The organism is Streptomyces sp. NPDC048288, from assembly GCF_043201555.1.
Classification (GTDB): Bacteria; Actinomycetota; Actinomycetes; order Streptomycetales; family Streptomycetaceae; genus Streptomyces.
Genome location: NZ_JBICZD010000007.1, coordinates 92662 through 117198 on the forward strand (window position 1 = coordinate 92662; position 24537 = coordinate 117198).

The window sequence follows — 24537 nt, forward strand, 5'->3', positions numbered from 1 at the left end:
AAGGTTGGAGTGTGTCAGCCTGTGGTGAAAGTGGGACACGGATCTTCGACAGGGACGGCACGAGAAGGACATGGCGGACAGAACGCCCGACCGGGCAGGCGACGGTGACGGAATCAGAACCTTCCCCTTCCCGGTGGATCTGAGCGTCGGCGGGGTCGGCATACAGGTCGGCCCGATGGGCACCGAGCGCCGGTGGCACGCGGACGCCCCCCTGGAGCGCGTGCACCGCATCGACTTCCACGTCGTCATGCTCTTCACCGAGGGCCCGGTCCGCCACATGATCGACTTCGCCGAGTACGAGGCCGGGGCCGGCGACCTGCTCTGGATCCGCCCCGGTCAGGTCCACCGCTTCTCGCGGACCTGCGAGTACCGCGGAAGCGTCCTGACCATGCAGCCCGGCTTCCTGCCGCGGGCCATCGTCGAGGCGACCGGGCTCTACCGCTACGACCTGCCGCCCCTGCTCCGCCCCGACCCGCCCCAGCTCGCCGCGCTCCAGGCGTCCCTTGCGAACCTGCGACGCGAGTACGAGGACAGCGAGACCCTTCCCCTGAGCCTGCACACCTCGGTGCTGCGGCACTCCCTCACGGCGTTCCTGCTGCGGCTCGCGCATCTCGCGGCCAGCTCGGCGGAGGCGGCCCGCCGCCAGGCCGACACCACGTTCACCCTCTTCAGGGACGCGGTGGAGAAGGACTTCGCCGCCAACCACAGCGTCAGCGCCTACGCCGACGCCCTCGGCTACTCCCGCCGCACCCTCGTCCGCGCGGTCCGCGCCGCGACGGGGGAGACCCCCAAGGGCTTCATCGACAAGCGGGTCGTCCTGGAGGCCAAACGCCTCCTGGCCCACACCGACCTCCCGATCGGCCGGGTGGGCGCGGCGATCGGCTTCCCCGACGCGGCCAACTTCTCGAAGTTCTTCCACCTGCACACCGGACAGACACCGGTGGCGTTCCGGGCGGAACTGCGTTGACGCGAGGGCCGCGGGGCGCGAGGGCCGGGGGGTGCGGGGGGTGGTGTGCCAGGTCGGTCGGCTGTGGCATCGGGCCGCACGTCGGGCGGGCGCCGGTGGCGTTCCGGGCGGAGCTGCGCTGACGCGAGGGTCGCGGGGCCGCGAGGGTGCGGGGCCCGGAGTGCGGGGCCCGGAGTGCGGGGGTGCACCGGGTCGGTCGGCTGTGGCATCGGGCCGCACGTCGGGCGGGCGCCGGTGGCGTTCCGGGCGGAGCCGCGAGGGCGCGGGGCCAGGGGAGCGGGGTCGCGAGGGCGCGGGGCCCGGCAGTGCGGGGTGCACCGGGTCGGTCGGCTGTGGCTTGGAAGGGGGCCGACCCGGATGCTGTCCGGCTCTCGCCGGGGACCGGTGAATGCGTGTGCGCCGCTGCGCTGACCGGTGGCCGGGTGTTGGGGCTGGTCGTCGGAGGCTTGGAGGCCCGGACGCTCGGAGACCCGGCGGGGTGGTGTGGCGGGGGAGAGCTGCCGCGTGGGCGGTCCGGACTGGTGTCCGTGTGACCGCCCCGCTGTCCGGCCCCGCTCGGCGGACCCTGTTCGTCAGGGTCGGCCACGGGGCCCGCGGCCCGCCCGGTGTGTGCCGGCTCCGGCTTCGCCCCCGTGGGGCGGCGGTGTGCCGGCGGTCGTCCGGGTCCGGGTCAGTACGCGGAGTTGACGTTGTCGATCGAGCCGTACCGGTGGGCGGCGTAGTTGGCGGCCGCGGTGATGTTGGCGACCGGGTCGGTCACGCTGTGGGCGGTGCCGGCCACGTGGTAGGCGTTGAAGGTGGGGTCGATGACCTGCAGCAGGCCCTTGGAGGGGGTGCCCTGCTTGGCGTTGACGTCCCAGTTGTTCTGGGCGGACGGGTTGCCGCCGGACTCGCGCATGATGTTGCGCTTGAGGCCGTCGTAGCTGCCCGGGATGCCCTTCGACTTCATGATCTGCAGGGACTGCTTGATCCAGCCGTCGAGGTTGTTGGCGGTGCCGGTGTGCTGGGACGTGGAGCGGCTGCTGTCGCCGGAGGCGGTGACCGCGCTGGACACGTGCGCCTGCGTCATTTCGGCGGCCTGGGCGTTCGCCGGCATCAGGGTGAGGGCGGCGGCCGCGGCGCCGGTGGTGGCGAGACCGGTGAGGCCGAGGGTGCGCAGGCGGGCGAAGCGGGTGCGGGTGTTCGTGGTCATGGAAAAGCAATCCTCCGGTTGGGGGGCATCGTCGGTGTCGGCTGCGGCCGGCTTCCGCGTGGTGCGGGCTTGCGGGCCGCGGTCGAGAGCGGGCGGACCTGGCGGGTGATCCGTTCGGTCCATCGCCCGTCTCCCGGCGACGACAGCAATGGTTAGCGGCGGGCGGCGCGGCGCGCAATGATGTGACGTACTACCCAACTTAGGAGAGAATGCCCGAAATATGCAGTTATATGGCCTTTCGCTCCTGTTCAGGGCGTTTGGTGGCTACGGTCCCGCATAGGATGTGATCTGGCTCCTATGGGTGGCGTCACGCGTTGAGGCCCTCCGGAGGGGTGGAATCGGCGGCGGAAGGCGCCTCGCGGGACCCTGCTCGCGGGGCGCCTTCCCGGCCGGTGTCAGTGGCCGAAGTCGAACCAGTTCACGTTCACGAAGTCCGCCGACTGTCCGCTGGAGAAGGTCAGGTAGACGTCGTGCGTGCCGGTCACCGAGCTGATGTTGGCCGGGACTGTCGTCCAGGTCTGCCAGCCGCCGGTACTGGCCACCGAGAAACTGCCGATCGGGGAGTTGGAGGGACTGTCGAGCCGGACCTGCACCAGGCCGCTCACCCCGGAGGCCGCGCCGCTCGCCACCCGTGCGTAGAACTGGGTGGCCGCCGTGGATCCGAAGTTCACTCCCTTGTAGAGGGCCCAGTCGCCGTTGGCGATGTAGCCGATGTCCTGGCCGCCGCCGGTGTCCGTGGTGGTCTCGGCCGTGACGCCGGACTGGCTGTCGTACGACTCGGCCTGGATCGCGCTGTAGGCGTCCCGGCTGCCGGTCGGCGGGGTCGTGGTACCGCTCCCACTGGCCGACAGCACCTGGACGTAGTCGACGACCATGGGGTGGCCGGACTCGGTGGCGCTGGTCGGGCCGCCGCCGAACGCGTCCGGGAAGCCGCCGCCCATGGCCACGTTCAGGATGACGAAGAAGCCGTGGTTGGTGGCGTTCGCCCAGGTGGTGGCGTCGACCTGGCCGGCGGTCACCGTCTGGTAGTTGACGCCGTCGACGTAGAAGCGGATCGCCTCGGGGCTCACCGAGCGGTCCCACTCCATCGTGTAGGTGTGGAAGCCGGACTGGCAGGTGGTGTTGGGGCAGGCGGTCGAACTGCCCAGGCCCGTCGTCTCGTTGCAGGGGCCGCCCGGGTTGGTGCCGCAGTGCATGGTCGCCCAGACCTTGTTCAGGCCCTGCACGTTCTCCATGATGTCCAGCTCGCCGACGCTCGGCCAGTTCTGGTAGTTGCCCCGGTAGGGCGCGCCCAGCATCCAGAACGCGGGCCAGTAGCCGAGGGCGGCGTCGCCGGTGACGTTCGGCATCTGGATCCGCGCCTCGACGCGCAGCTTGCCGCCGGCCGGGGGCTGGAAGTCGGTGCGGGTGGTCTCGATCCGGCCCGACGTCCAGTTCCCGGACGAGTCCCGGACCGGGGTGATCTTCAGGTTGCCGCTGCCGTCCAGGGCGACGTTGGTGGTGGACGAGGTCATCGTCTCGACCTCGCCGGTGCCCCAGTTGGCGGCGCCCCCGGGGTACGAGGTCCCGGTGTCGTACTGCCAGTCGGAGGTGTTGACGCCGGTGCCGGCGGTGCCGTTGAAGTCGTCGAGGAAGACCTGGCTCCAGCCGGACGGCACGCTGGGCGCCGAGGCGCTGGCGGGGAGGGTCGCGGCCGTGGCGGCGACGGCCGCCAGACCCATGGTGGCGAACACGGCGACCAGGGCATGGCGGAACGAGCGCCGCCGTCTGGGATCCGCGGGGGGTATACCGGAGGTTTCACTCATGGGGTGCCTCTCGGGTACGGAGTGGGGGTGTGCGGGGTGCCCCTGAGAGCGCCAGATCGATTGAGAGCGCTCTCAAAGTGGGCCCAATGTGCTCTCCGTGCCTCCGGTCGTCAAGAGTTAAAACAAAGAATCTCCTTGTTTCCCAACGGAGTTCAGGCGGTGAAGGCGGGACCGGGTCAGACCGCGCTGCCGGCCTTCCAGTCCGCCCAGGACAGGTTCCAGCCGTTCAGGCCGTTGGAGGCCTCGACGGTCTTCTCGCCGGAGTTCTTGACGATCACCACGTCGCCGAGGATCGAACTCTCGTAGAACTTGTAGCCCGCGACCGAGGAGTCGTTCGCGCCCTTGGCGTCGTGCAGGCCGACACAGCCGTGGCTGGTGTTCTGGCTGCCGAAGACCGAGGTGGACGCCCAGTAGTTGCCGTGCACGAAGGTGCCGGAGGTGGTCAGGCGCTGGGCGTGCGGGACGTCGGAGATGTCGTACTCGTCGCCGAGGCCGACCGTGGAGGACTCCATCCGGGTCTGCTTGAACCGCTCGCTGATCACCATGATCCCGGACCAGGTGGTGTGCTGGGCGTTGCCGCCGGAGACCGGGTAGGAGGCGTACGTGGCGCCGTCCCGCTTGACGACCATCTGCTTGGTGGACAGGTCGACGGTGGAGATCTGCTCCCGGCCGATGTGGAAGGTGACCTCCTTCGACTGCACCCCGTAGACGCCGTCCGAGCCCTCTACGTCCTTCAGCGCCAGGCTCAGCGTGATCTTGGTGCCCTTCGCCCAGTACGTCTCCGGGCGGAAGTCCAGCCGGGTGTCGCTGAACCAGTGCCCGACGATCTCCACCGCCGGCTCGGCCGTCACGGTGATCGCCTTCTGGACCGCGGCCCGGTCCTTCACCGCGTGCGTGAAGTTGAGCGACACCGGCATGCCGACGCCGGACGTGGAGTCCGCCTCGGGCGTGAAGTAGCCGATGAACGTCTCGCCGGGGGACTTCGTGGTGAAGGTGGCCACCGTCTCGTCGGCCGCGCCCCGCGCCTTCGCCGTCACCGTGTACTTCGTGCCCGAGTACGGGTTCTTCGCCGACGTCCACTTCGTCTTCGCGTCGTTGAAGGTGCCCGACAGCGACGACCCGTCGTTGCCCGCGACGGTCACCGAGGAGAGCGTGCCGTCGGCCACGGTGACCTCGACCGGGCTGGCGAAGTCGGCCTTCTTGGTGCCGGACACGGGCGTGACCGTGATCGTCGCCTTCGTGGTCGCGGACTTCACGGAGGCCGTGGCGCCCTTGTCGTCCGTCGAGGCGGAGGCGTCCGCTGAGGAACTGCATCCGGCCAGCGCCGCGCCGGCGGGCACCGCGCCGAGGGCGGCGAGGATCCCGCGCCGGGACCACTTCTCCGACTGCCGCCCGGACCGGTTCGATATGTGCTGGACGCCCACGACACGCCTTCCTGACTTGTCCACCTGTGTCTGGGCATCCTGCGCCTGTTGTATGGGTGGCTCCTTTGAATCGCGGGGGTGATCCCTGAGATTCCGATGAGGAGGCCGGGAGGGTCCGCGAGCGCCGGTCCTGGGTGAGTCGGCCGGAACCCGGGTTGTCCGCGCGGGTGTTCGTGAACAGAGTATGAACGGCCGGGCGGCGGCCTGATTTTCCGGTGAGATCCCCCTCCCGGGACGGCTTCCCCACCTGACCGGTCGGAATAGTAGAGAAGCAGTTCGCCGACCCCGCCGGAGGTATTCCGTGACCGACGTCCGCAAGCGGCACAGCGTGGCCATCGTGGGAGCAGGCGCGGCGGGCACACTGACCGCCGTCCAGCTCTGCGAGACGGCGCACCGCCGCCGGACTCCGCTCGACCTCGTCCTGATCGACCCGGTGCCGGAGGCCGGCCGGGGCACCGCCTACGCCACCCGCGACCCGCGGCACCGCCTCAACGTCCCCGCGGGCAACATGAGCGCCTACCCGGACGACCCCGGGCACTTCGTCCGCTGGCTCTGCCGGCACGGCGAACCCACCGTCACCGGCGCCGACTTCGCCACCCGCTACCGCTACGGCGCCTACCTCGCCGACACCCTCGGCCAGGCCCTCGTCCGCGCCCACGGCACGGTCGCCGTACGCCGGCTGCGCACCCTCGCGGAGAGCTGTACCGGCACCCCCGACGGCCGGGTGGAACTCCACCTCGCCGACGGGGGACCCCTGGTGGCGGACAGCACCGTCCTGGCCACCGGCCCCGCCGGGGCCACCGCGGCCTGGGCCCCGCCCGCCCTGCGCGCCTCACCCCGGTTCATCGGCACCCCCTGGGCGCCGGGCGCCCTGGACCCCGTACGGGACAGCCCCGACGACGTCCTGCTGGTCGGCACCGGTCTCACCGCCGTCGATCTCGCCCTCGCCCTCGACCGCCCCGGCCGCACCGTGCACGCCCTCTCCCGCAGCGGCCTGCTGCCCCAGCCGCACGCCCTCGGCCCGGCCGGCGCCATGCCCGCCCCGGACGGCCTGGAGGACACCTCGCTGGGCCGGCTGCGCCGCGCGGTCTGGCGCCATGTGAGCCGTTCCGTGCGCACCCACGGCGACTGGCGCCCCGCGCTGGACAGCCTCCGCCCGCACACCGCCCGGCTGTGGCGCAGCCTCACCCCCGAGGAGCGCGAGGAGTTCCTGGCCCGCGAGGGCGCCCTGTGGAACACCCACCGCCACCGGATGGCCCCGGCCACCGCCGAGTACGTCTCCCGCGCCCGCACCGCCCGCCGGCTGCACGTCCACACCGGCACGGTCGCCCGGGTCGCCGCGGGCGCGGACGGCACCCTCGCCGTCGAGCTGTCCGGCGGTCAGGTGCCGCGCGTCGGCTGGGTGGTCGACTGCACCGGACCGGGCCGCCGTCTCGACAGCCCGCTCTGGCAGGACCTGTTCGGCTCCGGTAGGGCCGTCCCCGGACCGCTCGGCATGGGCGCGGCCACCCGCGACGGACGGCTCCTGGACGCCCGGGGCCGGGCCGCGCTGCCCCTGTTCACGCTCGGCGCCCCGCGCCGGGGCGAGCTGTGGGAGACCACCGCCGTCCCCGAGATCCGCGTCCAGGCCGCCGAACTGGCCCAGCGGCTGCTGCCGCTGCCGGCGCCCCGGCGGACCTCCCGGCGGCCCGTCGACGGCCACGGGCTGCCCCTCTCCACCCACGCCGAGGCCGCCGCCGCGTACCGCGGCGGCCTGGGCCGGGTCCTCAAGGTCCGCTCCGGCGCCGAGGACGCCCTCGCCCGCGCGGTCGCCCTCGACCCCGGCTTCGCCCTCGGCCACGCGGCCCTCGCCCTGCTGGGCCACGAGTGCGCCGCCCCCGTCGACGTGCCCCGCGCCCTCGCCGACGCCCAGCGCAGCGCCCGCGAACGAGCCGACGCCCGCGAGCGGTCCTTCGTGGACGTGGTGACCCGCCGGGTGACCGGCGACGACGGCGACGAGGCACTCGTACGGCATCTGCGGGAGCACCCGGGAGACGCGCTGGCGCTCGCGGCCGCCGTGCCGACCATCGCGTTCTCCGGGGTGAGCGACCTGCAGGACGACGACGCCCTGCGGCTGCTCGAACTGACCTCGCCCGCCCACGACGGGCACTGGTTCCACACCTCGCTGCTGGCCTTCCTGCGCCAGGAGCAGGGCCGCCTGCACGAGGCGGGGGAGCTGGCCCACCGGGCGCTGGCCGCCGAGCCCGCCTCCGGGCACGCGGTGCACGCCCTGGCGCACGTGCACTACGAGTCCGGGGCGCACCGGGCGGGCCGGGACTGGCTGGACGGATGGGTGTCCGGGCGCGGGCGGGGCGCGGTGCACCGGGCGCACTTCTCCTGGCACATCGCCCTGCACGAACTCGCCCTGGACGACCCGGCGGCGGTCCGCAAGCGCTGGTTCGCGCAGCTCGCGCCGGGCCGGGTGCGCGGGATGCGGGCGCTGGTCGACTCCGGTTCGCTGCTGTGGCGGGCGCGGCTCAGCGACAGCTGGGACGGCGACCTGCCCACCGCGGACGTGCTGGACTCGGTGGCCCGGGAGGTCCTGGAGCGGCCCGGCACGGCCTTCACCGCCCTGCACGCGGCCGTCGCCCTCACCGCCGCCGGGGACCTCCCGGCACTGCGCCGGCTGCGCGACCACGCGGCCGGCGCCGACCCGGTGCAGCGGGAGGTCATCGCGCCGCTGTGCGAGGCGTTCGCCGCGCTCGTCGAGGAACGCTTCCAGGAGGCGGCCAGGGGGCTCGACGCCCTGCTGCCCGTCCTGCGCCGGGTGGGCGGCAGCGCGGCCCAACGCGAGGTCGTCGAGGAGACCTTGCTGTACGCGCTCGTCGCGGCCGGTCGCTGCGACGCCGCCCGGCGCCTGCTGGACGCCCGGCTCGACCGCAAACCGGCGCCCCGCGACCGGCGGTTGCGCGCGGCCCTGCCCGCCTGAGCGAACGGCACGCCCCCCGGGCTCGGTGCGCCGGACCCGATCATGTGATCATTCTGACGTCTCGGAGAGGGAACCTCCGGCCCCCGGATTCCCTCTCACGAGTCGAAACAGAGCGTTCACAGCGTGTGCATGGTCCTGGACCGACGGCAGCGATCACCATCGGTTCAGCAGCACGCACGCCGTCACACCGGGGGACCCGTATGTCCAGCCGCCGCCGCTTTCTCACCGGGGCCGCCGCCGCGCCCGTCGCGCTCGCGGCCGTCGCGGGGTGCGAGGACGGGGACCGGGCCCAGCCCGCTCATCAGGCCCAGCACACCGTCAAGCCCGCCGTGGCGGCACCGGCCGCGCAGACCCCGTCGGACCGGCTCAACTTCGTGGTGATCCTCGCCGACGACCTCGGGTACGGCGAACTCGGCTCCTACGGCCAGAAGTTGATGCACACGCCCCGGCTGGACGCCCTCGCCGCCGAGGGCCTGCGCTTCACCCAGGCCTACTCGCCCGCCCCGGTCTGCGCGCCCTCCCGCTGCTCGCTGCTGACCGGCCTGCACAGCGGGCACGCGACCGTACGGAACAATCCGTGGGGGCCGGGCGGCCAGGGCGCCCTCACCGAGAAGGACTTCACCTTCGCCGAGGCGCTCCGGGCGCTCGGCTACCGCACCGGCCTGATCGGCAAGTGGGGCTTCGGACCCAACGCCCCCGGCCGGCCCGGCCACCCCAACCCGAGCCATCCCAACGCCCGGGGCTTCGAGGAGTTCTACGGCTACCTCACCCACCACCACGCCCACGACTACTTCCCCGAGTACCTGTGGCACAACGGCACCCGCGAGGAGATCCCCGCCAACAAGGACGGCGCCCAGCGGGTCTACGCCCCCGACCTCCTCTCCGCACGCACCCTCGGGTTCCTGCACACCCACCAGAAGGAGCCGTTCCTCCTCTACCTCGCGCCGACCGTGCCGCACGCCCCCAGCAAGGACCCGCACCTCGGGGAGTACGCCGACCGGCCCTGGACCGGCCCCAACAAGCGGCACGCCGCCCAGGTCACCACCTTCGACACCCTGGTCGGCGACGTCACCGACAAGCTCACCGAACTCGGCCTCGCGGACCGCACGATCGTCCTGGTCACCAGTGACAACGGACCGCACGAGGAGGCCGGCACCGACCCCGAACTCTTCGACGGCAACGGCCCGTTGCGCGGCTTCAAGCGCAACCTGTACGAGGGCGGCATCCGGGTCCCGTTCGTCGCCTGGTCACCGCGGCACGTCCCGGCCGGCACCACGGACCGGCCCACCCCGCTCACCGACCTGCTGCCCACCCTCGCCGAGCTCGCGGGCGCGCCCGCCCCGGCCGACATCGACGGTCTCTCCATCGCCCCGCTGCTGCGCGGCTCCGCGCACCCGGCCCGCCACGACAGCCTGTACTTCTACCGCAACCACGCGGGTGTCACCGCCCGCCAGAACGCCGTCGACCACGGCCGGGGCGACCGGCTCGCCGAGGCGCTGCGGCGCGGCGACCTCAAGGCGATCCGGTTCGCGCCGGGCCAGAACCGGCGGGCGCCGGACGACCAGTGGGACGTGGAGCTGTACGACCTCGCCCGCGACCCCGGCGAGGAGCACGACCTCGCCGCCGCGCGGCCCGCGCAGGCGGACGCCCTGGTGAAGCTGATGCGCGCGTCCTGGGCGCCGGTGTACCCGCGCAAACCCTTCGGAGTCACCCTCGACGTCACCGGCGAGGGCGGGGAGTTCACGGTCACCGCCACCCTCGCCAACGGCTCCGCGCGCCCCTGGAACGCGGCCCGGCTCACCCTCGACGCCCCCAGCGGCTGGCTGGTGCACGCCCGGGACCCGGCCGGCGCGACCCGGCTGGACCCGGGCGACCACCTCACGGCCCGCTGGCTGGTCACCCGCCCCCAGGTCTCCACCGCCACCACGCTCACCTGCCGGGGCACGGCCCACCACGCGGACGACGAGGTCACCTACACGGCGACGGCGACGCTCGGCTGACCCGCGCTCACCCGCCGTACGCGTGCCGGGTCCCGGCCGGCACCGCCCACCACTGGTCCGGGCGGTCCACGACCGGCGCGCCCGGGCCGGTGTCGAGGTACCGGGCCAGGCGCAGCAGGTAGGCCCCGATGCCCGCCGCGCCCTGCATCCAGGACGTGCCCGGCGGCAGCAGCGGGTTCTCGATCCGGTACTCCACGAACCGCCAGCGGGCGCCCGCCGCGTCCCGGACCGCCCGCTCCACCAGGGCGTCGCCCATCCGTACCGCGCCCTCCGCCAGCGTCGTCGCCCGCGATGTCCCCGCGCAGTCCTGGGCGGCGTCCAGGAGGACGTCCCCCACCCCCGCGGTGCCGCAGCAGCGGCCGTCGTTGTCCCAGAACCCGGGGCGCAGCCGCTCCGGGAGTCCCGAGGCGAGGATCGAGGTCATGCAGCGCTGCCGCAGTTCCCCGACGTCGTGCCCGGCCACCTCGGTGACGCCCGCGTGCGCCAGCGCCGCGAACAGGTGCGAGGTGCCCGCCGGTCCGTGGCACCAGGTGTAGGTGACCGGCTCCACCTCGCGCTTCGACGGCGGGATCGTGTGCGGGACGACGAAGCCGCCGCCGGCCAGCGAGCCCATGGCCAGCACGTGCCGGGCCCCTGCCGCGGCGGCCGTGACGAAGTCCTCCCGGTGCAGGGCCGCGCCCGCCACCGCCAGCGCGGAGGCCACCCCGGCGGCGCCGTGCGAGTAGTTCGGGCACCGCGACTCCGTGCTCGGCGAGATCCCCCAGTCCAGGCCGGCCTCGGTGCGGTCGGCCATCCGCAGCAGGGCCTCGCCGCCGGTCGTCGCGATCGGTTCCGCGTACTCCCCGCCCGCCCAGACGGCCGTCATGACCACGCCCGCGACGCCCATGATGATGTCGGTCAGGGGTGCGTCGGAGTCCGGCACGAACCCGGTGGTGGTCCGCCAGCCCTCGGGGGTCGCGAGCTCGGCGAGCCGCCGCAGCACGACCGCCTCGCTGCCCGGTTCGAGCAGCCGCAGTGCCGTGGCGTGGCCCGCCAGGCCGATGTAGAGGGAGGGTTCGGTCACGACGGGGGCCTGCGCCGACAGGCGGCGCGCGATCCCGGCCGCAAGGGCCTGCTCCCGCTCAGTGAGTTCCCGGTACCGGGCGATCTCCGCGAGCACCGGGGCCAGCCCCGCGATACCCGAGTACAGCGAGTCCCGGTCCTCGGCGGGCGCGGGGTCCCCCGTGTCGTCCTCCCGCACGTCCTCCGGCAGCCAGGGGCCGTCGTCCTCCCGTATCTGGTCCAGTACCCACGACCAGGCGGACTCGCCCAGCTCCCTGTACACCTCGCTCGCTGTCACCCGGTCACGCTACACGGCCTGGTCCGTCCGCTCCGGCCGCCAGCCCAGGGCCCGGGAGATCCCGCGGGCCGCCAGCCGCACCGCCGGGACCAGCGCCGGTACCTGGGCGTCCGCCTGCGGCACCACCACCGACACGGCGGCGGCCACCTGCCCCGCCGCCCCGCGCACCGGGGCCGCCACCGACAGCGCGTCGTCCGTGACCTGACGGCTGCTCACCGCGACCCCGGTCCGCCGGACCTCGGCCAGCGACCGGCGCAACCGGGCCGGGTCCGTGAGGGTGTACGGCGTGAAGGCGGCCAGCGGCCCGGCGCAGTAGTCCTCCTGGAACCCGGGCGTCTCGTGGGCGAGCAGGGCGAGCCCCACCCCCGTGGCGTGCAGCGGCCAGCGGGCGCCCACCCGGATGTGCACACCCACCGCCGAGCGCCCGGACAGCCACTCGATGTAGACGACCTCGGCGCCGTCCCGCACCGCCAGCTGCACGTTCTCGTGCGTCGACTCGTACAGGTCCTCCAGGTACGGCAGCGCGATCTGGCGCAGCGCGAGCCCCCGGGGCGCCAGCGCGGCCAGCTCCCAGAGCCGCAGCCCCACGTGGTAGAAGCCGTCCGCGTCCCGTTCCAGCGCGCCCCAGGCGGTGAGCGCGCCGACCAGGCGGTGCGCGGTGGTGAGGGTGAGCCCGGCCCGGCGGCTGATGTCCGTCAGGCTCAGCGCCGGATGCCCGTGGTCGAACGCGGCGAGGACCGCGAGCAGCCGGTCGGGCGCGGAGCGCGCGGCGGTGGTCATGGCCGGTCGGCGATGCGCTGCAGGAGCGCGTGGAGCGTGTCGCGCTCGGCGGGGTCGAGCGGGCCCAGCAGGTCGTTCGTCACCCGCCGGCCCGCCGCGTCGGTGTCCCGCAGGAAGGCACCGCCGGCGTCGGTGAGGACGACGATCCGGCTGCGGCGGTCGTCGGGGGAGGGGCGCCGCTCGGCGAAGCCCAGCTTCTCCAGGTCGTCGACCAGGCCGACGATCGCGCTCGGGTCGTAGCCGAGGCGGGTGCTCAGCTCGCGCTGGAGCGCGCCCTCCGAGGTGGCGAGGAACCGGAGCACCGCGTAGTGGCGCAGCCGCAGCCCGGACTCCTGCAGGAACGTGTTGAAGAGCTGCCCCGAGCGCAGTCCCAGCCGGTACAGCAGGTAACCGGCGTCCGCGTGCAGCCCGCGCATCCACGGCTCGTCCGCGTCGATCGAGGGCGGGTTCTCGGTGTGCTGGCGGGTGATGGCGGTCTCCCTGGTCCGGGCCCCGGGCGGCGGGGGCGGTCTGCGGCGGTCGGTCTGTGGCACAGATTCCAGCATGACGCACCCGTGGGTCGGCAACAACTATTGACGTCGACAATTATTGCTCTTAGCTTCGATCTCGCAGTCGCCACCGTCGTCCGTGAAGGGACACCGCCGTGCCCACCATCGATCTCACCGGCAAGGCCGCCGTCGTCACCGGCAGCGGCCGGGGCCTCGGCCTCGCCTACGCCCACGCCCTCGCCGCCCACGGCGCCTCCGTGGTCGTCAACGACGTGGACGAGGCCGTCGCCGAGCAGGCCGTGAAGTCCATCGTCGAGGCCGGCGGCACCGCCGTCGCCGAGGTGGTCCCGGTCGGCAGCTCCGAGGCCGCCGACCGGCTCGTCGACCGGGCCGTCGAGGAGTTCGGACGGCTCGACGTCCTGGTCACCAACGCGGGCATCCTGCGCGACAAGGTGCTGTGGAAGATGACCGACGACGACTTCGACGCGGTGCTCACCACCCACCTCAAGGGCACCTTCACCTGCGCCCGCGCCGCCGCCGTACGGATGCGCGAGCAGGGCGAGGGCGGCACCCTGGTCCTGGTCGGCTCCCCGGCCGGACAGCGCGGCAACTTCGGCCAGACCAACTACGCCGCCGCCAAGGCCGGCATCGCCGCCATGGCCCGCACCTGGTCCATGGAGCTGGGCCGGGCCGGCATCACGGTCAACGCGATCGTCCCGGTCGCCGCCACCGCCATGACCGAGACCATCCCCGCCTTCGCCCCGTACATCGAGGCGATGAAGAACGGCGAGCCGCTCCCCGGCTTCCTGCGCAAGGGCGAGGGCTTCGGCACCCCCGAGGACTGCGCGGCCCTCGTCCCCTTCCTCGCCTCCGAGGCCGCCCGGGGCATCACCGGCCAGGCCATCGGCATCGGCGGCGACAAGGTGGCACTCTGGTCGCACCCCCAGGAGATCCGGGCGGCCTACGCCGACGGCGGCTGGACCCCCGACACCCTGGCCGACGCCTTCCCCACCTCGGTCGGCGCGGAACTCCAGACGGTCGGCATCCCGGCGCCCAAGCTCCCGGAGGCGTGATGGACATCGAGGCCCTCACCGCGATCGACGTCCACACCCACGCCGAGGTCTCCTCCCAGGGCCACTCCTCCCTCGACGACGACCTGCACGACGCCTCCTCCGCCTACTTCAAGGTCGAGGGCAACCGGAAGCCGACCATCGAGGAGACCGCCGCGTACTACCGCGAGCGGAACATGGCCGCCGTGATCTTCACGGTGGACGCCGAGTCCGCGACCGGCACCGCGCCCGTCCCCAACGAGGAGGTCGCCGAGGCCGCCGCCGCCAACGCCGACGTCCTGATCCCCTTCGCCTCCGTCGACCCCTTCCGCGGCAAGGCCGGCATCCGCCAGGCCCGCCGCCTGGTCGAGGAGTACGGGGTCAAGGGCTTCAAGTTCCACCCCAGCATCCAGGGCTTCTTCCCGAACGACCGCGCGGTGGCCTACGGCCTCTACGAGGTGATCGAGGAGACCGGCGCCATCGCCCTCTTCCACACCGGCCAGACCGGCATCGGCGCCGGGGTCCCGGGCGGCGGCGGCATCCGCCTCAAGTACTCGAACCCCCTGCACGTGGACGACGTGGCCGCCGACTTCCCGCACCTGAAGATCATCCTGGCGCATCCGTCCTTCCCCTGGCAGGACGAGGCCCTGGCCGTTGCCACCCACAAGCCGGGCGTGCACATCGACCTGTCCGGCTGGTCGCCGAAGTACTTCCCGCCGCAGCTGGTGCAGTACGCCAACACGCTGCTCAAGGACAAGGTCCTGTTCGGCTCCGACTTCCCCGTCCTCACCCCCGACCGGTGGCTCGCCGACTTCGCGAAGCTCCCGATCAAGGACGAGGTCCGGCCGAAGATCCTCAAGGAGAACGCCGCCCGCCTGCTCGGGCTGACCAAGCCATAAGGGGCCGCAGATGCGCAACGAGGGACTGGGATCGTGGCCCGCACGCCGCGCCCGCAAGACCCCGCACCGCACGGCTTTGGTGTTCGGCGATCAGTCGACCGACTACCGCACGCTGTACACGCGCACCACCCGCCTGGCGCACGCCCTGCGCGCCCTGGGCGTCCGCCGCGGCGACCGCGTCGCCTACCTCGGCCCCAATCATCCCGCCTACCTGGAGACCCTGTTCGCGGCCGGCACCCTCGGCGCGGTCTTCGTCCCGCTCAACACCCGCCTGGCCGGCCCCGAGATCGCCTACCAGCTCGCCGACTCCGGCGCCAAGGCCCTCCTGTACGGCCCCTCGCACGCCGGACTCGTCGCGGGCCTGCCCGGCACCACCGACGTCCGGACGTTCGTCGAGGTCGGCCCCGAGTACGAGCAGCTGCTGGCCGCGGCGGCGGACGACCCGATCGACGAGCCCGTCCTGCCCGACGACACCTGCATCATCATGTACACCTCGGGGACGACCGGCCGCCCCAAGGGCGCCATGCTCACCCACGCCAACCTGACCTGGAACGCGCTCAACGTCCTGGTCGACACCGACCTGATCGCCGACGAACGCGCCCTGGTCTCCGCCCCGCTGTTCCACACGGCGGGCCTGAACATGCTCACCCTGCCGGTCCTGCTGAAGGGCGGCACCTGCGTCCTGGTGGAGTCCTTCGATGCGGAAGCCACCTTCGATCTGATCGAACGCCACCGGATCACCTTCATGTTCGGGGTGCCGACGATGTTCGACCAGGTGGCCCGCCACCCGCGCTGGCCCGGGGCGGACCTCTCCTCGCTGCGCATCCTCACCTGCGGCGGCTCCCCGGTGCCGACCCCGCTGATCGCCGCCTACCAGGAGCGGGGCCTGACCTTCCTCCAGGGCTACGGCATGACCGAGGCCTCGCCCGGCACCCTCTTCCTGGACGCCGAGCACGCGATCGACAAGGCGGGCTCGGCGGGCGTACCGCACTTCTTCAGCGACGTACGGGTGCTGCGGCCCGACCTCACCCCGGTCGACGTCGGCGAGACCGGCGAGATCCTGGTCCGCGGCCCCCATGTCATGCCCGGCTACTGGGGGCTGCCGGAGGAGACCGCGGCCTCCTTCGCGGACGGCTGGTTCCGCAGCGGGGACGCGGCCCGGGTCGACGAGGACGGCTATGTCTTCATCGTCGACCGCCTCAAGGACATGATCATCTCCGGTGGCGAGAACATCTACCCCGCCGAGATCGAGGACCTGCTCCTCGCCCACCCCGACATCGTCGAGTGCGCGGTCATCGGGGTGGCGGACGACAAGTGGGGCGAGGTGCCGCGTGCGGTGGTCGTGCCCCGCGAGGGCGCCGACCTCGACCCCGAGGAGGTGCTCGCCTCCCTGTCCGGCCGGCTCGCCCGGTACAAGCTCCCCAAATCGCTGGTGCTCGCGGACGAACTCCCGCGCACCGCCTCCGGAAAACTCCTCAAGTCCCGCGTGCGCAAGCGCTACGGCACCGACTCCTGAGAAAGGACAGCCACATGACCGTCACCGTCAACGGCCTCGACCAGCTGAAGAAGCTCGCGGGCAGCGACCTGGGCAGCAGCGACTGGATCGAGGTCACCCAGGACCGCATCGACACCTTCGCCGACGCGACCGGCGACCACCAGTGGATCCACGTCGACCCCGACCTCGCCGCCGCCGGGCCCTTCGGCGCCCCGATCGCGCACGGCTACCTCACCCTGTCGCTGTTCATCCCCCTGTTCACCGAGCTGCTGGACGTCCAGGGCGTCAGCACGAAGGTCAACTACGGCCTGAACAAGGTGCGTTTCCCGTCGCCGGTGAAGGTCGGCTCCCGCATCCGGCTGGTCGCGCGGCTGGTGGAGGTCGAGGACGTGGCGGGCGGGGCGCAGATCGTCGTCGACGGGACGATCGAGATCGAGGGCGGGACCAAGCCGGCCGCTGTGCTGCAGAGTCTGTCGCGGTTCTACGCGTAGGGCTTGGAGCGGTGGGGAACTGCGGGCCGGTGGGGGCCGGTCGCGCAGTTCCCCGCGCCCCTGACGGGGCGCTTCACTCAGCTCAGTTCACCACGTCCACGAAGATCGGGTTCGAGTAGAACCACGTGTCCGCCCACGGGTCGCCGTCGCCCGGCGTGTGGGTGATCGGGCCGTGCGGGTCGACGGACGCGCCCAGGTAGCCCGTGCCGTTGCGCTTGCCGTCGCTGCCGCGCAGCCGGACGTAGAACGACTCGTCGCCCGCGGTGACCGGGAAGCGGAGCGTGTACGTGCCCTTGCGGCCGGAGACGTCCTTGGTCTGGACGACCTTGGTGTCGGGCGCCTGCCAGGTGTCGCGGTCGGCGACCGGGCCGCGCACCGCGCCCCGGATGACGTCGACGTGCGCCAACTGGGGCAGGATGCCGTGCGGGTTGACGCGGGACGCGCTCGTCACCGTCACGTTCAGGGTGATCCGCTCGCCCTTGCGCACGCGCAGCCGGCCGCCGAGGGTGACGCCCCGGCCGTGGTCGCAGTCCCGCGTCAGCCGGACGTCGAGGCCGTCGAGCAGGTGGCCGTGGTCCAGCCAGACCCGGCCCGCGCGCAGGCCCGCCATCACCGCGCGGTAGCCGTAGCGGGTGACGCCGACGTGGGTGCGGCTGAACTCGCCGGGCCAGAAGTCGGAGCCGGGCTGCGTGGTGTCGGTGTCGACCGGGTCGGGCAGCTTGCCGGTGTTGTCGAAGTTCTGCCCCGCCGGCCAGTCGCCGTTCTTCCAGGTGTCGAAGACCGTGCGGTGGTTGTCGGAGTTGGTGGTGATCGTGAAGAGCCTGCCCTCCGACAGCATCGCGTCCCACAGACCGCCGACCGTCGCGGTCGCCCAGTCGAAGCCGCCGTACGTGACATAGGCGCCCGTGGGGAAGCCCGCCCAGGACTGGGCCGACTGGCTGTTCTGGTACTCGCCGCGGATCGCGTTCGTGCCGCCCCAGCCCGGGATCGCGGCACCCTGGGCGCCGGGCGCGCCCTCCATGCCGATCATGATCTCGGCGGCCGCGTCCCGCCAGTTGCGCATCTCGTGCGGGGAGTCGATGCCGAGGCGCAGCGGGTGGTTGGCGAGGACCAGGACGTCGTCGACGTACCCGGTCCGGCGCTGCTCGGCCAGCCACTGGATGGCCTTGACGGCGTGCGCCTCGTTGCGGGCGGTGTCCGTGGCGCCGGCCGAGCCCTCGGTGTAGCCGAGCAGCTTGCCGTCGTAGGCCAGCTCGAACTGGGTGAGCAGGTCGGTCTCGTGCGGGCCGGGCGCGGCGAAGACCGTGCAGTGCTCGGCGGCCGGGATGTACCACTCCAGGCCCTGGAAGATCAGCTGGCGCGGGTTCTCGGCACGCGCCTTGAGGATCTCCGCGTGCTCCATCTTGGCGCCGTAGTAGGCGTGCCCGAAGTTGGAGTGCTCGTTGAACACCATCCAGTCCAGGCCGTACTTCGCGGCGGCCTGCGCCTGCTGGGAGAACGTGTACTTGGCGTCGTGGCTGTACACGGAGTGCACATGGTGGTCGCCGACCAGGTAGGCGAGGCGCGGGTCCTCGCCGCCCAGGCCCTGGCGGGCGGGGGAGGCGGCGAACGCGGGGGTGGCCGCCGAGCCGAGGGCGAACGCGGCGCCGAACAGGCCCGCGCGGCGCAGGAGTCCGCGCCGCGACACGCCCTGGGCGTCGAGGTCGGCGGGGGAGACGGAGGGATCGGCCCAGGAGGGCAGCTGCTGCTCGGTCATGAGAGTGGTGATCCTCGTAACGGGGGTCAGTGGGTCATGAAGGAGGAGACGGGCAGCGCCCGCGCGACGATCCGGACGTCGCCGAGGCGGCCGTGCAGGATCTGGTCGATCTTGTCGGCGTACTCGTAGCCGCCGAGCAGCCAGGGCTTGCCGGAGGAGGCGATGCCGATCGCGGGGGCGTGCGGGTTGCGGGCCACCGGGCAGCCCTGCACGTACATGACCGTGTGCCGGCCGTCGTTGACCACGGCCACGTGCCACCAGATCTCGGGGTCGGTCTCGTCGCCCCAGTTGGTGGCCAGCTGCTGCTGGTTGAGCGGGTGCGCCGCCCACTGCGGGCCGGGGCCGTCGGACAGGGAGAGGGTCGCGAGCGGCTCGTCGGGGTCGTCGGTCACGGTGCCGACCGAGCCGTTGCGGCCGGTGCGGCTGACCAGTCCGGACCAGGCGTTGTGCGAGGCGTTCCAGTCGGCGGGCAGCCGGTAGAACGCCTCGATGGTGTAACCGTCCTTGAACGTCGCCGAGTTGAGCGGGGCGCCGTCGATCGTCCTCAGGTACGCGCCCTTCAGCGGGGACTTGTAACCCGTGAACTCCAGACTGCCGTGGCCCGGCTGGTCCGGGTGGTGGTCCGCCGACCAGCCGAGGGTGCCGCCGCCCACCGAGACCACGGTGAGGTCGTTGCCGTTGCCGGACAGGTCGCGGACCGTACCGGAGACCGCCGAGTCGAACCGCCAGTAGGCGGCGGTGCCGCGGACCAGCAGCTGCGAGGCGGGCCGCGCCGGGCGCACCGGCGCCGGGGCGAAGCCCTCGAAGCGGGCCGCGAAGTCGATGTCGACGGAGAAGCGGTCGCCGTCGCCGCTCAGCTCCATCTCCTGCCGCTCCAGCTCGTTGAGGCCCTTCTTGGCCCGGCCGAGGATCCACGGTGAGACCGTCTCCACGTCGATGACGTCGCGGTCCAGGTCGAAGTGGTAGAGGCGGATCATCGCCGCGCCGCCGAAGTACCGGTTCTGGTAGTTCGTCAGGTGCAGGTGCACGTCGTTGCCGGCCGCGTTCGTGCGGGTGGCGCGGCCCGCCGGCCAGTAGTGGCCGTTCAGGGTGAGGAAGATCTGGTCGTGCTCGTTGATCAGCTGGTCCCACAGCTGCTGGCCGTACGACGACAACGTGTCGTCGTCCACGACCAGTTCGTGCGTGGTGAGGATGACCGGCGTCTTCGGGTGCCGGGCGATGACGTCCTTCGCCCAGGCGTACCCCTTCGCCGACAGCCGCCAGTCCAGCGCGAGGACGAGCCACTCGCGCCCGGCCGCCTTGAACAGGTGGTAGGTGTTGTAGCCGTCCGAGGAGGCGCCGCCGAAGGTGGACTTGTCCTCGAAGCGCTGCGGCCCGAAGGCGTCCAGGTACGGGGTCGAGCCGCGCTGGTCGTCCGTGGAGGACCGGATGTCGTGGTTGCCGGCCAGCACGCTGTAGCCGACCCCGCGCCGGTCGAGGATCCCGAACGCGTCGCTGATCGCGGCGAACTCCTCCTCGGCGCCGTTCTGGGTGAGGTCGCCGAGGTGGGACAGGAAGACGATGTTGTCCTCCTTGGCCTGCTCCAGCAGATACCGCAGCGAGGCCTCGATCGGCGCCGGGTTGATGCTCGGCCCGTCGAAGAGGTACTGGGTGTCGGGCATCACCGCGAGGGTGAAGCGCCGGCTCTCGGTGTCGGGCCGGAAGCCGGACCCCGAAGCCGCCTGGGCGACGGTCGGCAGCGCCACCCCGGCGGTGGCGGCGGTGGCGGCGGCGCCGAGGAGCGCGGTCGCCCTGAGGAAGCTGCGTCTTCCGGCTCCGGCCTGCTCGGCCTCGCCCTGAGGATGGTCATGCGAAGTACACACGTGTGCTCCGTGAGTAAGCAGAAGTGACGGCGAAGGGCGTGGGGGGATCTCAGAGGACGCGCAGGGTCCAGCTCCAGCGGTGGACGCCCGGTGCGACGAGGTAGGAGGGGAAGGTGTCAGGACCGCACGAGGCCGTACCGAGGCCCCGGTGTGCGGCGTCGATGTGGACCACACAGCCCGGACGCGGCACGAGTTCGTCGTGGTGCGTGACGGCGGTGAGGTCCTCGGCGCGGTGGCGGGTGACGGAGACCTGGCGGGGCTCGTCCAGTTCGACCGCGAGCCCGGTGGCGTCCGGCGCCGACAGCGTGAACCGCCGTACGCCGTGCCGGCCGCCGCTCTCCTGCGGCCGGAGGTACGGAGTGAACAACTCGTCCACGGGGAGGGAGTGGTGGCCGACCGGGGCACCGGCGGCACGGTCCGGGTACGACTCCCAGGGACCCTGACCGAACCACTCCAGCAGGTCGAGCCCGGCCACCGTCTCGAAGACCGAGCCGACCCGGGCCACGTCGTCGAACTCCTCGGGGAGTTCCGCCGACTCGTCGACCCGGACCCCGCCCTCGACCGGCGTGAACTCCTGCCGGTGCCGTACCACGCCCACCGTGCCGGCGTACTCGGCGAGCACGGTCACCCGCTCGCCCTTCTGGTGCACGGACACCACCTTGCGCACCAGCTGGTCAAGACCCCAGGTCCGCCAGCGCAGCGCCATTCCGCCGAGTTCGTCGTTGTCGGTCGGCGCCCGCCAGAGCGACAGCGCCGGCGCGACGGTGAGCAGCGGGTGGCGCAGCAGTCCCTCGCCGTCCACCTCGACGGCCGGTCCGGCCGGCACCGGCTCGCCCAGCGGGTCCGCCGCCCGGATCCGGATCTGCGGGGCGCAGACCTCGGTTCCGGCCGGTGCCCACGGCTGGTCCTCGCCGACCGTCACCCGCAGCGTCAGCCAGGCCTCGCCGCCGTCCGCCGGCACCTCGAAGGGCAGCGGCACGGCCGCCGTCTCGCCGGGGCACAGCTCGGGCAGCTTCGCCGGGCCGGTCAGCGTACGGCCGTCGGCCAGCGCCAGCTCCCAGGTGCCCGCCAGCCACTCCAGGCCGCGGAAGTGCTGGTGGTTGGCGAGCACGATGCCCTCGTGCCGGAAGCAGCGGATGCGGACCGGCGCCGCGATCTCCCGGTGCTCGTACATCGCGGGCTTCGGGGTGCGGTCGGGAAAGACGACGCCGTCCGCGACGAACGCCCCGTCGTGCGGGGCCTCGCCGAAGTCGCCGCCGTACGCCCAGCGGTGGCCGGGCGCGGTGACACCGTTGTCGTACAGTCCGGCGCCCGTGCGCCCGACCGGTCTTCCGTCGCTCACCCGCTGGAGAATTCCGTGGTCCCAGAACTCCCAGATGAACCCGCCCTGAAGCCCCGGAGTGGACTCGATGGCGGCCCAGTGGTCGGCGAGCGTGCCGTTGCTGTTGCCCATCGCGTGGGAGTACTCGCACTGGATCAGCGGTTTCGTCTGCTCCCCGGACAGCGCGTGCGCCACGCAGTCCTCCAGCGCCGCGTACATCGGACAGGCGATGTCGGAGGCCACGTCCGGGTCCGCCCAGCCGAGCTTGGCCGCCCCCTCGTACTGGATCGGCCGGGTCGGGTCGTGCCGCCGCACCCAGCCCGCCGCCGCGTCGTGGTTGGCCCCGTAGTCGGACTCGTTGCCCAGTGACCAGATGATGATCGAGGGGTGGTTCTTGTCCCGCAGCACCATCCGCGAGACCCGGTCGACGAAGGCGTTCAGATAGCGCGGGTCGTCGGCGATCTCGTGGGCGTGGTCGTGGGACTCGATGTCCGCCTCGTCCACGACGTAGAAGCCGAGTTCGTCCGCGAGGTCGTACAGCGCCGGGTCGTTGGGGTAGTGCGCGGTGCGGATCGCGTTGAACCCGAACCGCTTCAGCACCACCAGGTCGGCGCGCATGTCGTCGTACGACACCGTCCGCCCGGTCAGCGGGTGGAAGTCGTGCCGGTTGACGCCCCGGATGAAGACCCGCTCGCCGTTGACGAGCAGGTCCCGGCCGACGATCTCGACGTCGCGGAAGCCGACGCGGTGGTACGAGGTGTCGGCGACCGTGCCGTCCGCGCGGTGCAGCCGGACGGTCAGGCCGTACAGCTCGGGCTGCTCCGCGTTCCAGGTGCGCACCTCGGGCACGGTGGCATGGATCCGGGCCTCGCCGAGGAAGTCGGAGACCCGGTCGTCCTCGATGTTGATCCGGTCGAACTCGGCGTCCTGCGCGAGGAGTTCACCGTCCAGGTCGGCCGTGACGTACCAGCCCCCGGGCAGCGCCCGGTCGCCCGCCGCGTTCCGCACCAGACAGTCCACCCGCAGCTCGCCGTCCTGCCGCGCCCGCGCGGTCACGTCCGCGAGATACAGCGGATCGGTGGCGTACAGCAGCACGGACCGGGTGATCCCGCCGTGCCACCAGTGGTCCTGGTCCTCGATGTGCGTGGCGTCCGACCACTTGACGACGGTCAGCCGGAGGACCGACCGCTCGCCGGGACGGACGACTCCCGTCAGGTCGAACTCGGCCGCCAGGTGCGAGTCCTTGGAGACGCCCACCGGCCGCCCGTCGACGTGCACGAGCAGTACGCTCTCGGCCGCGCCCACCTGGAGCACGATCCGGCGCCCGGCCCACTCGGCGGGGACGTCCAGCTCCCGCTCGTAGACCCCGGTCGGGTTGGCGGCCGGCACCTGCGGCGGGAACTGGCGGAACGGCATGGTGACGTTCGTGTACTGCGGCAGGTCGTCGGTGTCCTGCACGGTCCAGGCGCCGGGGACGTACGCCGTGGACCAGGCACCGCCGACCGGCGCGTCCGGAGCGGGCAGCAACTGGAAGCGCCAGTCGCCGTCCAGGGGGAGTGCTCCGGGGCGCCGGTCGACGGCGTTCATGGGGAGCCGGCCCCAGGAGGTCACCTCGGGTGCCTCCCAGGGGCGCGGGGCGATCAGGCGGTCGGTGGGAAGTTCGTCGGTCATGACCATTCCGAAGTCGGTGGGGCGGGGCTGGGCAGGACCCGTCCCGCCCAGCCCCAGGCGGGGTCGACGGGGATGCCGAGACGGTCCAGGGCGGTGGGGGCGATGTCGATGAGCCGGGGGGAGTCGAGCCGCGTACCGGCGGCGGGCGCGCCGGGTTCGGCGAGGATCACGAAGACCTCGCGTTCGGCGTGCGTGTCGCCGCCGTGGCCGCCGGTGTCGAGATGGCCGTGGTCGGTGGTGACCAGGACGGTCCACCGCTCCGCGGAACCCCGGCCCTCGATCGCCGTCAGCAGCCGCCCCAGGTGGGTGTCCTGGGCGAGCAGGGCGGCGTCGTAGGCGGGGGAGAGGGGGCCGGTGGCGTGGCCGGCCTCGTCGGTGGAGCCGAAGTACACGAACAGCAGGTCCGGGTCGTGCTCGGTGAGCCAGCGGACGGCGGTGCGGGCGACGAGGTCGTCCGCGGACGCGTAGCCGTCGCTCTCGCCGTCGTGGTGCACCTGGCGGCCGACGGCGGGGCCGAGGACGCCGCGGTGGACCAGCTCCGGCCAGGACACCGCGGCCGCGGTGCGCAGACCGGGGCGGGCTGCGGCCGCGCGGCTGAGGAAGTCGGGGTGGCGGGTGTAGTCGGCGCCCGCGAAGTCGTTGCCGGTGACGCCGTGCCGGTCGGGCCAGACCCCGGTCAGCACGCTCGACCAGCCGGGCCCCGAGTCGGTGTAGGCCATGCTGGTGGACGGCCCGCCCTCGGCCTGGCCGCCCGCCTCGCCGTACGGCAGCAGACTCGTCCCGTACGCGCCCGTGGCCATCAGCCCGTGCAGCACGGGCGCGTGGGCGGGGGAGCGGATGAGCCGGTCGGGGCGCAGCCCGTCCATGCCCACCACGAGCACCCTGCCGTGCGCGGTGCCGTCCCGGCCCGGGGGCACGGCACGGCGCCGGGCGAACGGCAGGCGGGCGGAGGGCCCCGCACCCTCCGCTGCCCGCGTCCGCCCGGCGTCGGCGTCCGTCACCGGATCCCTCCTCTGTCTCACGTGCGCGT

17 protein-coding genes are annotated in these 24537 nt (G+C 72.8%); 7 read left to right on the plus strand and 10 right to left on the minus strand.

Annotation, left to right across the window (positions count from 1 at the left end):
* Nucleotides 1-70: 70 nt before the first annotated feature.
* Nucleotides 71-967 carry a helix-turn-helix domain-containing protein gene (locus tag ACGFZS_RS25360; protein WP_393797076.1) on the plus strand — a complete coding sequence of 299 codons (897 nt, stop codon included), beginning with the start codon at nt 71-73 and terminating at the stop codon, nt 965-967.
* Nucleotides 968-1637: 670 nt separating this feature from the next.
* Here ACGFZS_RS25360 and ACGFZS_RS25365 read toward each other — a convergent pair.
* The 3 genes from ACGFZS_RS25365 to ACGFZS_RS25375 all read right to left on the minus strand — a co-directional run bounded on the left by ACGFZS_RS25365 (nt 1638) and on the right by ACGFZS_RS25375 (nt 5388).
* Nucleotides 1638-2159, minus strand: a complete 522-nt coding sequence (locus tag ACGFZS_RS25365; protein WP_393797077.1) for a transglycosylase SLT domain-containing protein — start codon at nt 2157-2159, stop codon at nt 1638-1640.
* A 395-nt stretch (nt 2160-2554) separates the two neighbouring features.
* The gene (locus ACGFZS_RS25370; RefSeq protein ID WP_393797078.1) at nt 2555-3964 is read right to left on the minus strand and encodes a glycoside hydrolase family 16 protein; all 1410 of its coding nucleotides are present in this window, start codon (nt 3962-3964) and stop codon (nt 2555-2557) included.
* 176 nt (nt 3965-4140) lie between these two features.
* Nucleotides 4141-5388: an Ig-like domain-containing protein gene (locus ACGFZS_RS25375; RefSeq protein ID WP_393797079.1), complete on the minus strand. Its 1248-nt coding sequence runs from the start codon at nt 5386-5388 to the stop codon at nt 4141-4143.
* 301 nt (nt 5389-5689) lie between these two features.
* Between ACGFZS_RS25375 and ACGFZS_RS25380 the strand changes: the two genes are divergently transcribed.
* Together ACGFZS_RS25380 and ACGFZS_RS25385 are read left to right on the plus strand one after the other, a co-directional pair.
* Nucleotides 5690-8356 (plus strand): FAD/NAD(P)-binding protein, encoded by a 2667-nt coding sequence (locus tag ACGFZS_RS25380; RefSeq protein ID WP_393797080.1) that lies wholly within the window; start codon nt 5690-5692, stop codon nt 8354-8356.
* A 200-nt stretch (nt 8357-8556) separates the two neighbouring features.
* The gene (locus ACGFZS_RS25385; RefSeq protein ID WP_393797081.1) at nt 8557-10356 is read left to right on the plus strand and encodes a sulfatase-like hydrolase/transferase; all 1800 of its coding nucleotides are present in this window, start codon (nt 8557-8559) and stop codon (nt 10354-10356) included.
* A 7-nt stretch (nt 10357-10363) separates the two neighbouring features.
* Here the strand turns inward: ACGFZS_RS25385 and ACGFZS_RS25390 are convergent, their stop codons facing one another.
* The 3 genes from ACGFZS_RS25390 to ACGFZS_RS25400 are packed head-to-tail and all read right to left on the minus strand — an operon-like array spanning nt 10364 to nt 13020.
* Complete coding sequence (locus ACGFZS_RS25390; protein WP_393797082.1) at nt 10364-11695, minus strand: lanthionine synthetase LanC family protein; 1332 nt, start codon at nt 11693-11695, stop codon at nt 10364-10366.
* A gap of 9 nt (nt 11696-11704) precedes the next feature.
* The gene (locus ACGFZS_RS25395; protein ID WP_393659437.1) at nt 11705-12475 is read right to left on the minus strand and encodes an IclR family transcriptional regulator; all 771 of its coding nucleotides are present in this window, start codon (nt 12473-12475) and stop codon (nt 11705-11707) included.
* On the minus strand, nt 12472-13020 hold the full coding sequence (locus ACGFZS_RS25400; protein ID WP_365688028.1) for a MarR family transcriptional regulator: 549 nt from the start codon (nt 13018-13020) through the stop codon (nt 12472-12474). Before ACGFZS_RS25400 ends, ACGFZS_RS25395 begins: the two co-directional genes overlap by 4 nt.
* A 98-nt stretch (nt 13021-13118) precedes the next feature.
* Between ACGFZS_RS25400 and ACGFZS_RS25405 the strand changes: the two genes are divergently transcribed.
* Genes ACGFZS_RS25405 through ACGFZS_RS25420 form a run of 4 tightly spaced genes read left to right on the plus strand, consistent with a single transcriptional unit; the run spans nt 13119 to nt 16897 of the window.
* The gene (locus tag ACGFZS_RS25405) at nt 13119-14036 is read left to right on the plus strand and encodes an SDR family NAD(P)-dependent oxidoreductase (protein WP_393797083.1); all 918 of its coding nucleotides are present in this window, start codon (nt 13119-13121) and stop codon (nt 14034-14036) included.
* On the plus strand, nt 14036-14911 hold the full coding sequence (locus ACGFZS_RS25410; RefSeq protein WP_393797084.1) for an amidohydrolase family protein: 876 nt from the start codon (nt 14036-14038) through the stop codon (nt 14909-14911). The genes ACGFZS_RS25405 and ACGFZS_RS25410 overlap by 1 nt, the downstream gene beginning before the upstream one ends.
* A gap of 10 nt (nt 14912-14921) precedes the next feature.
* Nucleotides 14922-16427, plus strand: coding sequence for a long-chain fatty acid--CoA ligase (locus tag ACGFZS_RS25415; RefSeq protein WP_393797085.1), 1506 nt, complete (start codon nt 14922-14924; stop codon nt 16425-16427).
* Between the two features lie 14 nt (nt 16428-16441).
* A complete protein-coding gene (locus ACGFZS_RS25420) occupies nt 16442-16897 on the plus strand; it encodes a MaoC family dehydratase (RefSeq protein ID WP_393546376.1) in 456 nt (151 codons plus the stop codon).
* Nucleotides 16898-16979: 82 nt separating this feature from the next.
* On the opposite strand, the gene ACGFZS_RS25425 is transcribed toward ACGFZS_RS25420, so the two are convergent.
* From ACGFZS_RS25425 to ACGFZS_RS25440, 4 genes are read right to left on the minus strand one after another with little or no spacing between them, the layout of a single operon-like run.
* Nucleotides 16980-18653, minus strand: coding sequence for a PHP domain-containing protein (locus ACGFZS_RS25425; RefSeq protein ID WP_393797086.1), 1674 nt, complete (start codon nt 18651-18653; stop codon nt 16980-16982).
* A gap of 26 nt (nt 18654-18679) precedes the next feature.
* Entirely contained in the window at nt 18680-20515 is a 1836-nt protein-coding gene (locus tag ACGFZS_RS25430) for a LamG-like jellyroll fold domain-containing protein (protein ID WP_393797087.1), read from the minus strand.
* Nucleotides 20516-20564: 49 nt separating this feature from the next.
* A complete protein-coding gene (locus ACGFZS_RS25435) occupies nt 20565-23507 on the minus strand; it encodes a glycoside hydrolase family 2 TIM barrel-domain containing protein (RefSeq protein WP_393797088.1) in 2943 nt (980 codons plus the stop codon).
* Nucleotides 23504-24424 (minus strand): alkaline phosphatase family protein, encoded by a 921-nt coding sequence (locus ACGFZS_RS25440; RefSeq protein WP_393797368.1) that lies wholly within the window; start codon nt 24422-24424, stop codon nt 23504-23506. Before ACGFZS_RS25440 ends, ACGFZS_RS25435 begins: the two co-directional genes overlap by 4 nt.
* Nucleotides 24425-24537: the final 113 nt, after the last annotated feature.

Coding starts and splice junctions, on each gene's coding strand:
- ACGFZS_RS25360 (WP_393797076.1), top strand. CDS start 71: ATGGCGGACAGAACGCCCGACCGGGCAGGCGACGGTGACGGAATCAGA.
- ACGFZS_RS25365 (WP_393797077.1), bottom strand. CDS start 2,159: ATGACCACGAACACCCGCACCCGCTTCGCCCGCCTGCGCACCCTCGGC.
- ACGFZS_RS25370 (WP_393797078.1), bottom strand. CDS start 3,964: ATGAGTGAAACCTCCGGTATACCCCCCGCGGATCCCAGACGGCGGCGC.
- ACGFZS_RS25385 (WP_393797081.1), top strand. CDS start 8,557: ATGTCCAGCCGCCGCCGCTTTCTCACCGGGGCCGCCGCCGCGCCCGTC.
- ACGFZS_RS25395 (WP_393659437.1), bottom strand. CDS start 12,475: ATGACCACCGCCGCGCGCTCCGCGCCCGACCGGCTGCTCGCGGTCCTC.
- ACGFZS_RS25400 (WP_365688028.1), bottom strand. CDS start 13,020: ATGCTGGAATCTGTGCCACAGACCGACCGCCGCAGACCGCCCCCGCCG.
- ACGFZS_RS25410 (WP_393797084.1), top strand. CDS start 14,036: ATGGACATCGAGGCCCTCACCGCGATCGACGTCCACACCCACGCCGAG.
- ACGFZS_RS25415 (WP_393797085.1), top strand. CDS start 14,922: ATGCGCAACGAGGGACTGGGATCGTGGCCCGCACGCCGCGCCCGCAAG.
- ACGFZS_RS25420 (WP_393546376.1), top strand. CDS start 16,442: ATGACCGTCACCGTCAACGGCCTCGACCAGCTGAAGAAGCTCGCGGGC.
- ACGFZS_RS25425 (WP_393797086.1), bottom strand. CDS start 18,653: ATGACCGAGCAGCAGCTGCCCTCCTGGGCCGATCCCTCCGTCTCCCCC.
- ACGFZS_RS25435 (WP_393797088.1), bottom strand. CDS start 23,507: ATGACCGACGAACTTCCCACCGACCGCCTGATCGCCCCGCGCCCCTGG.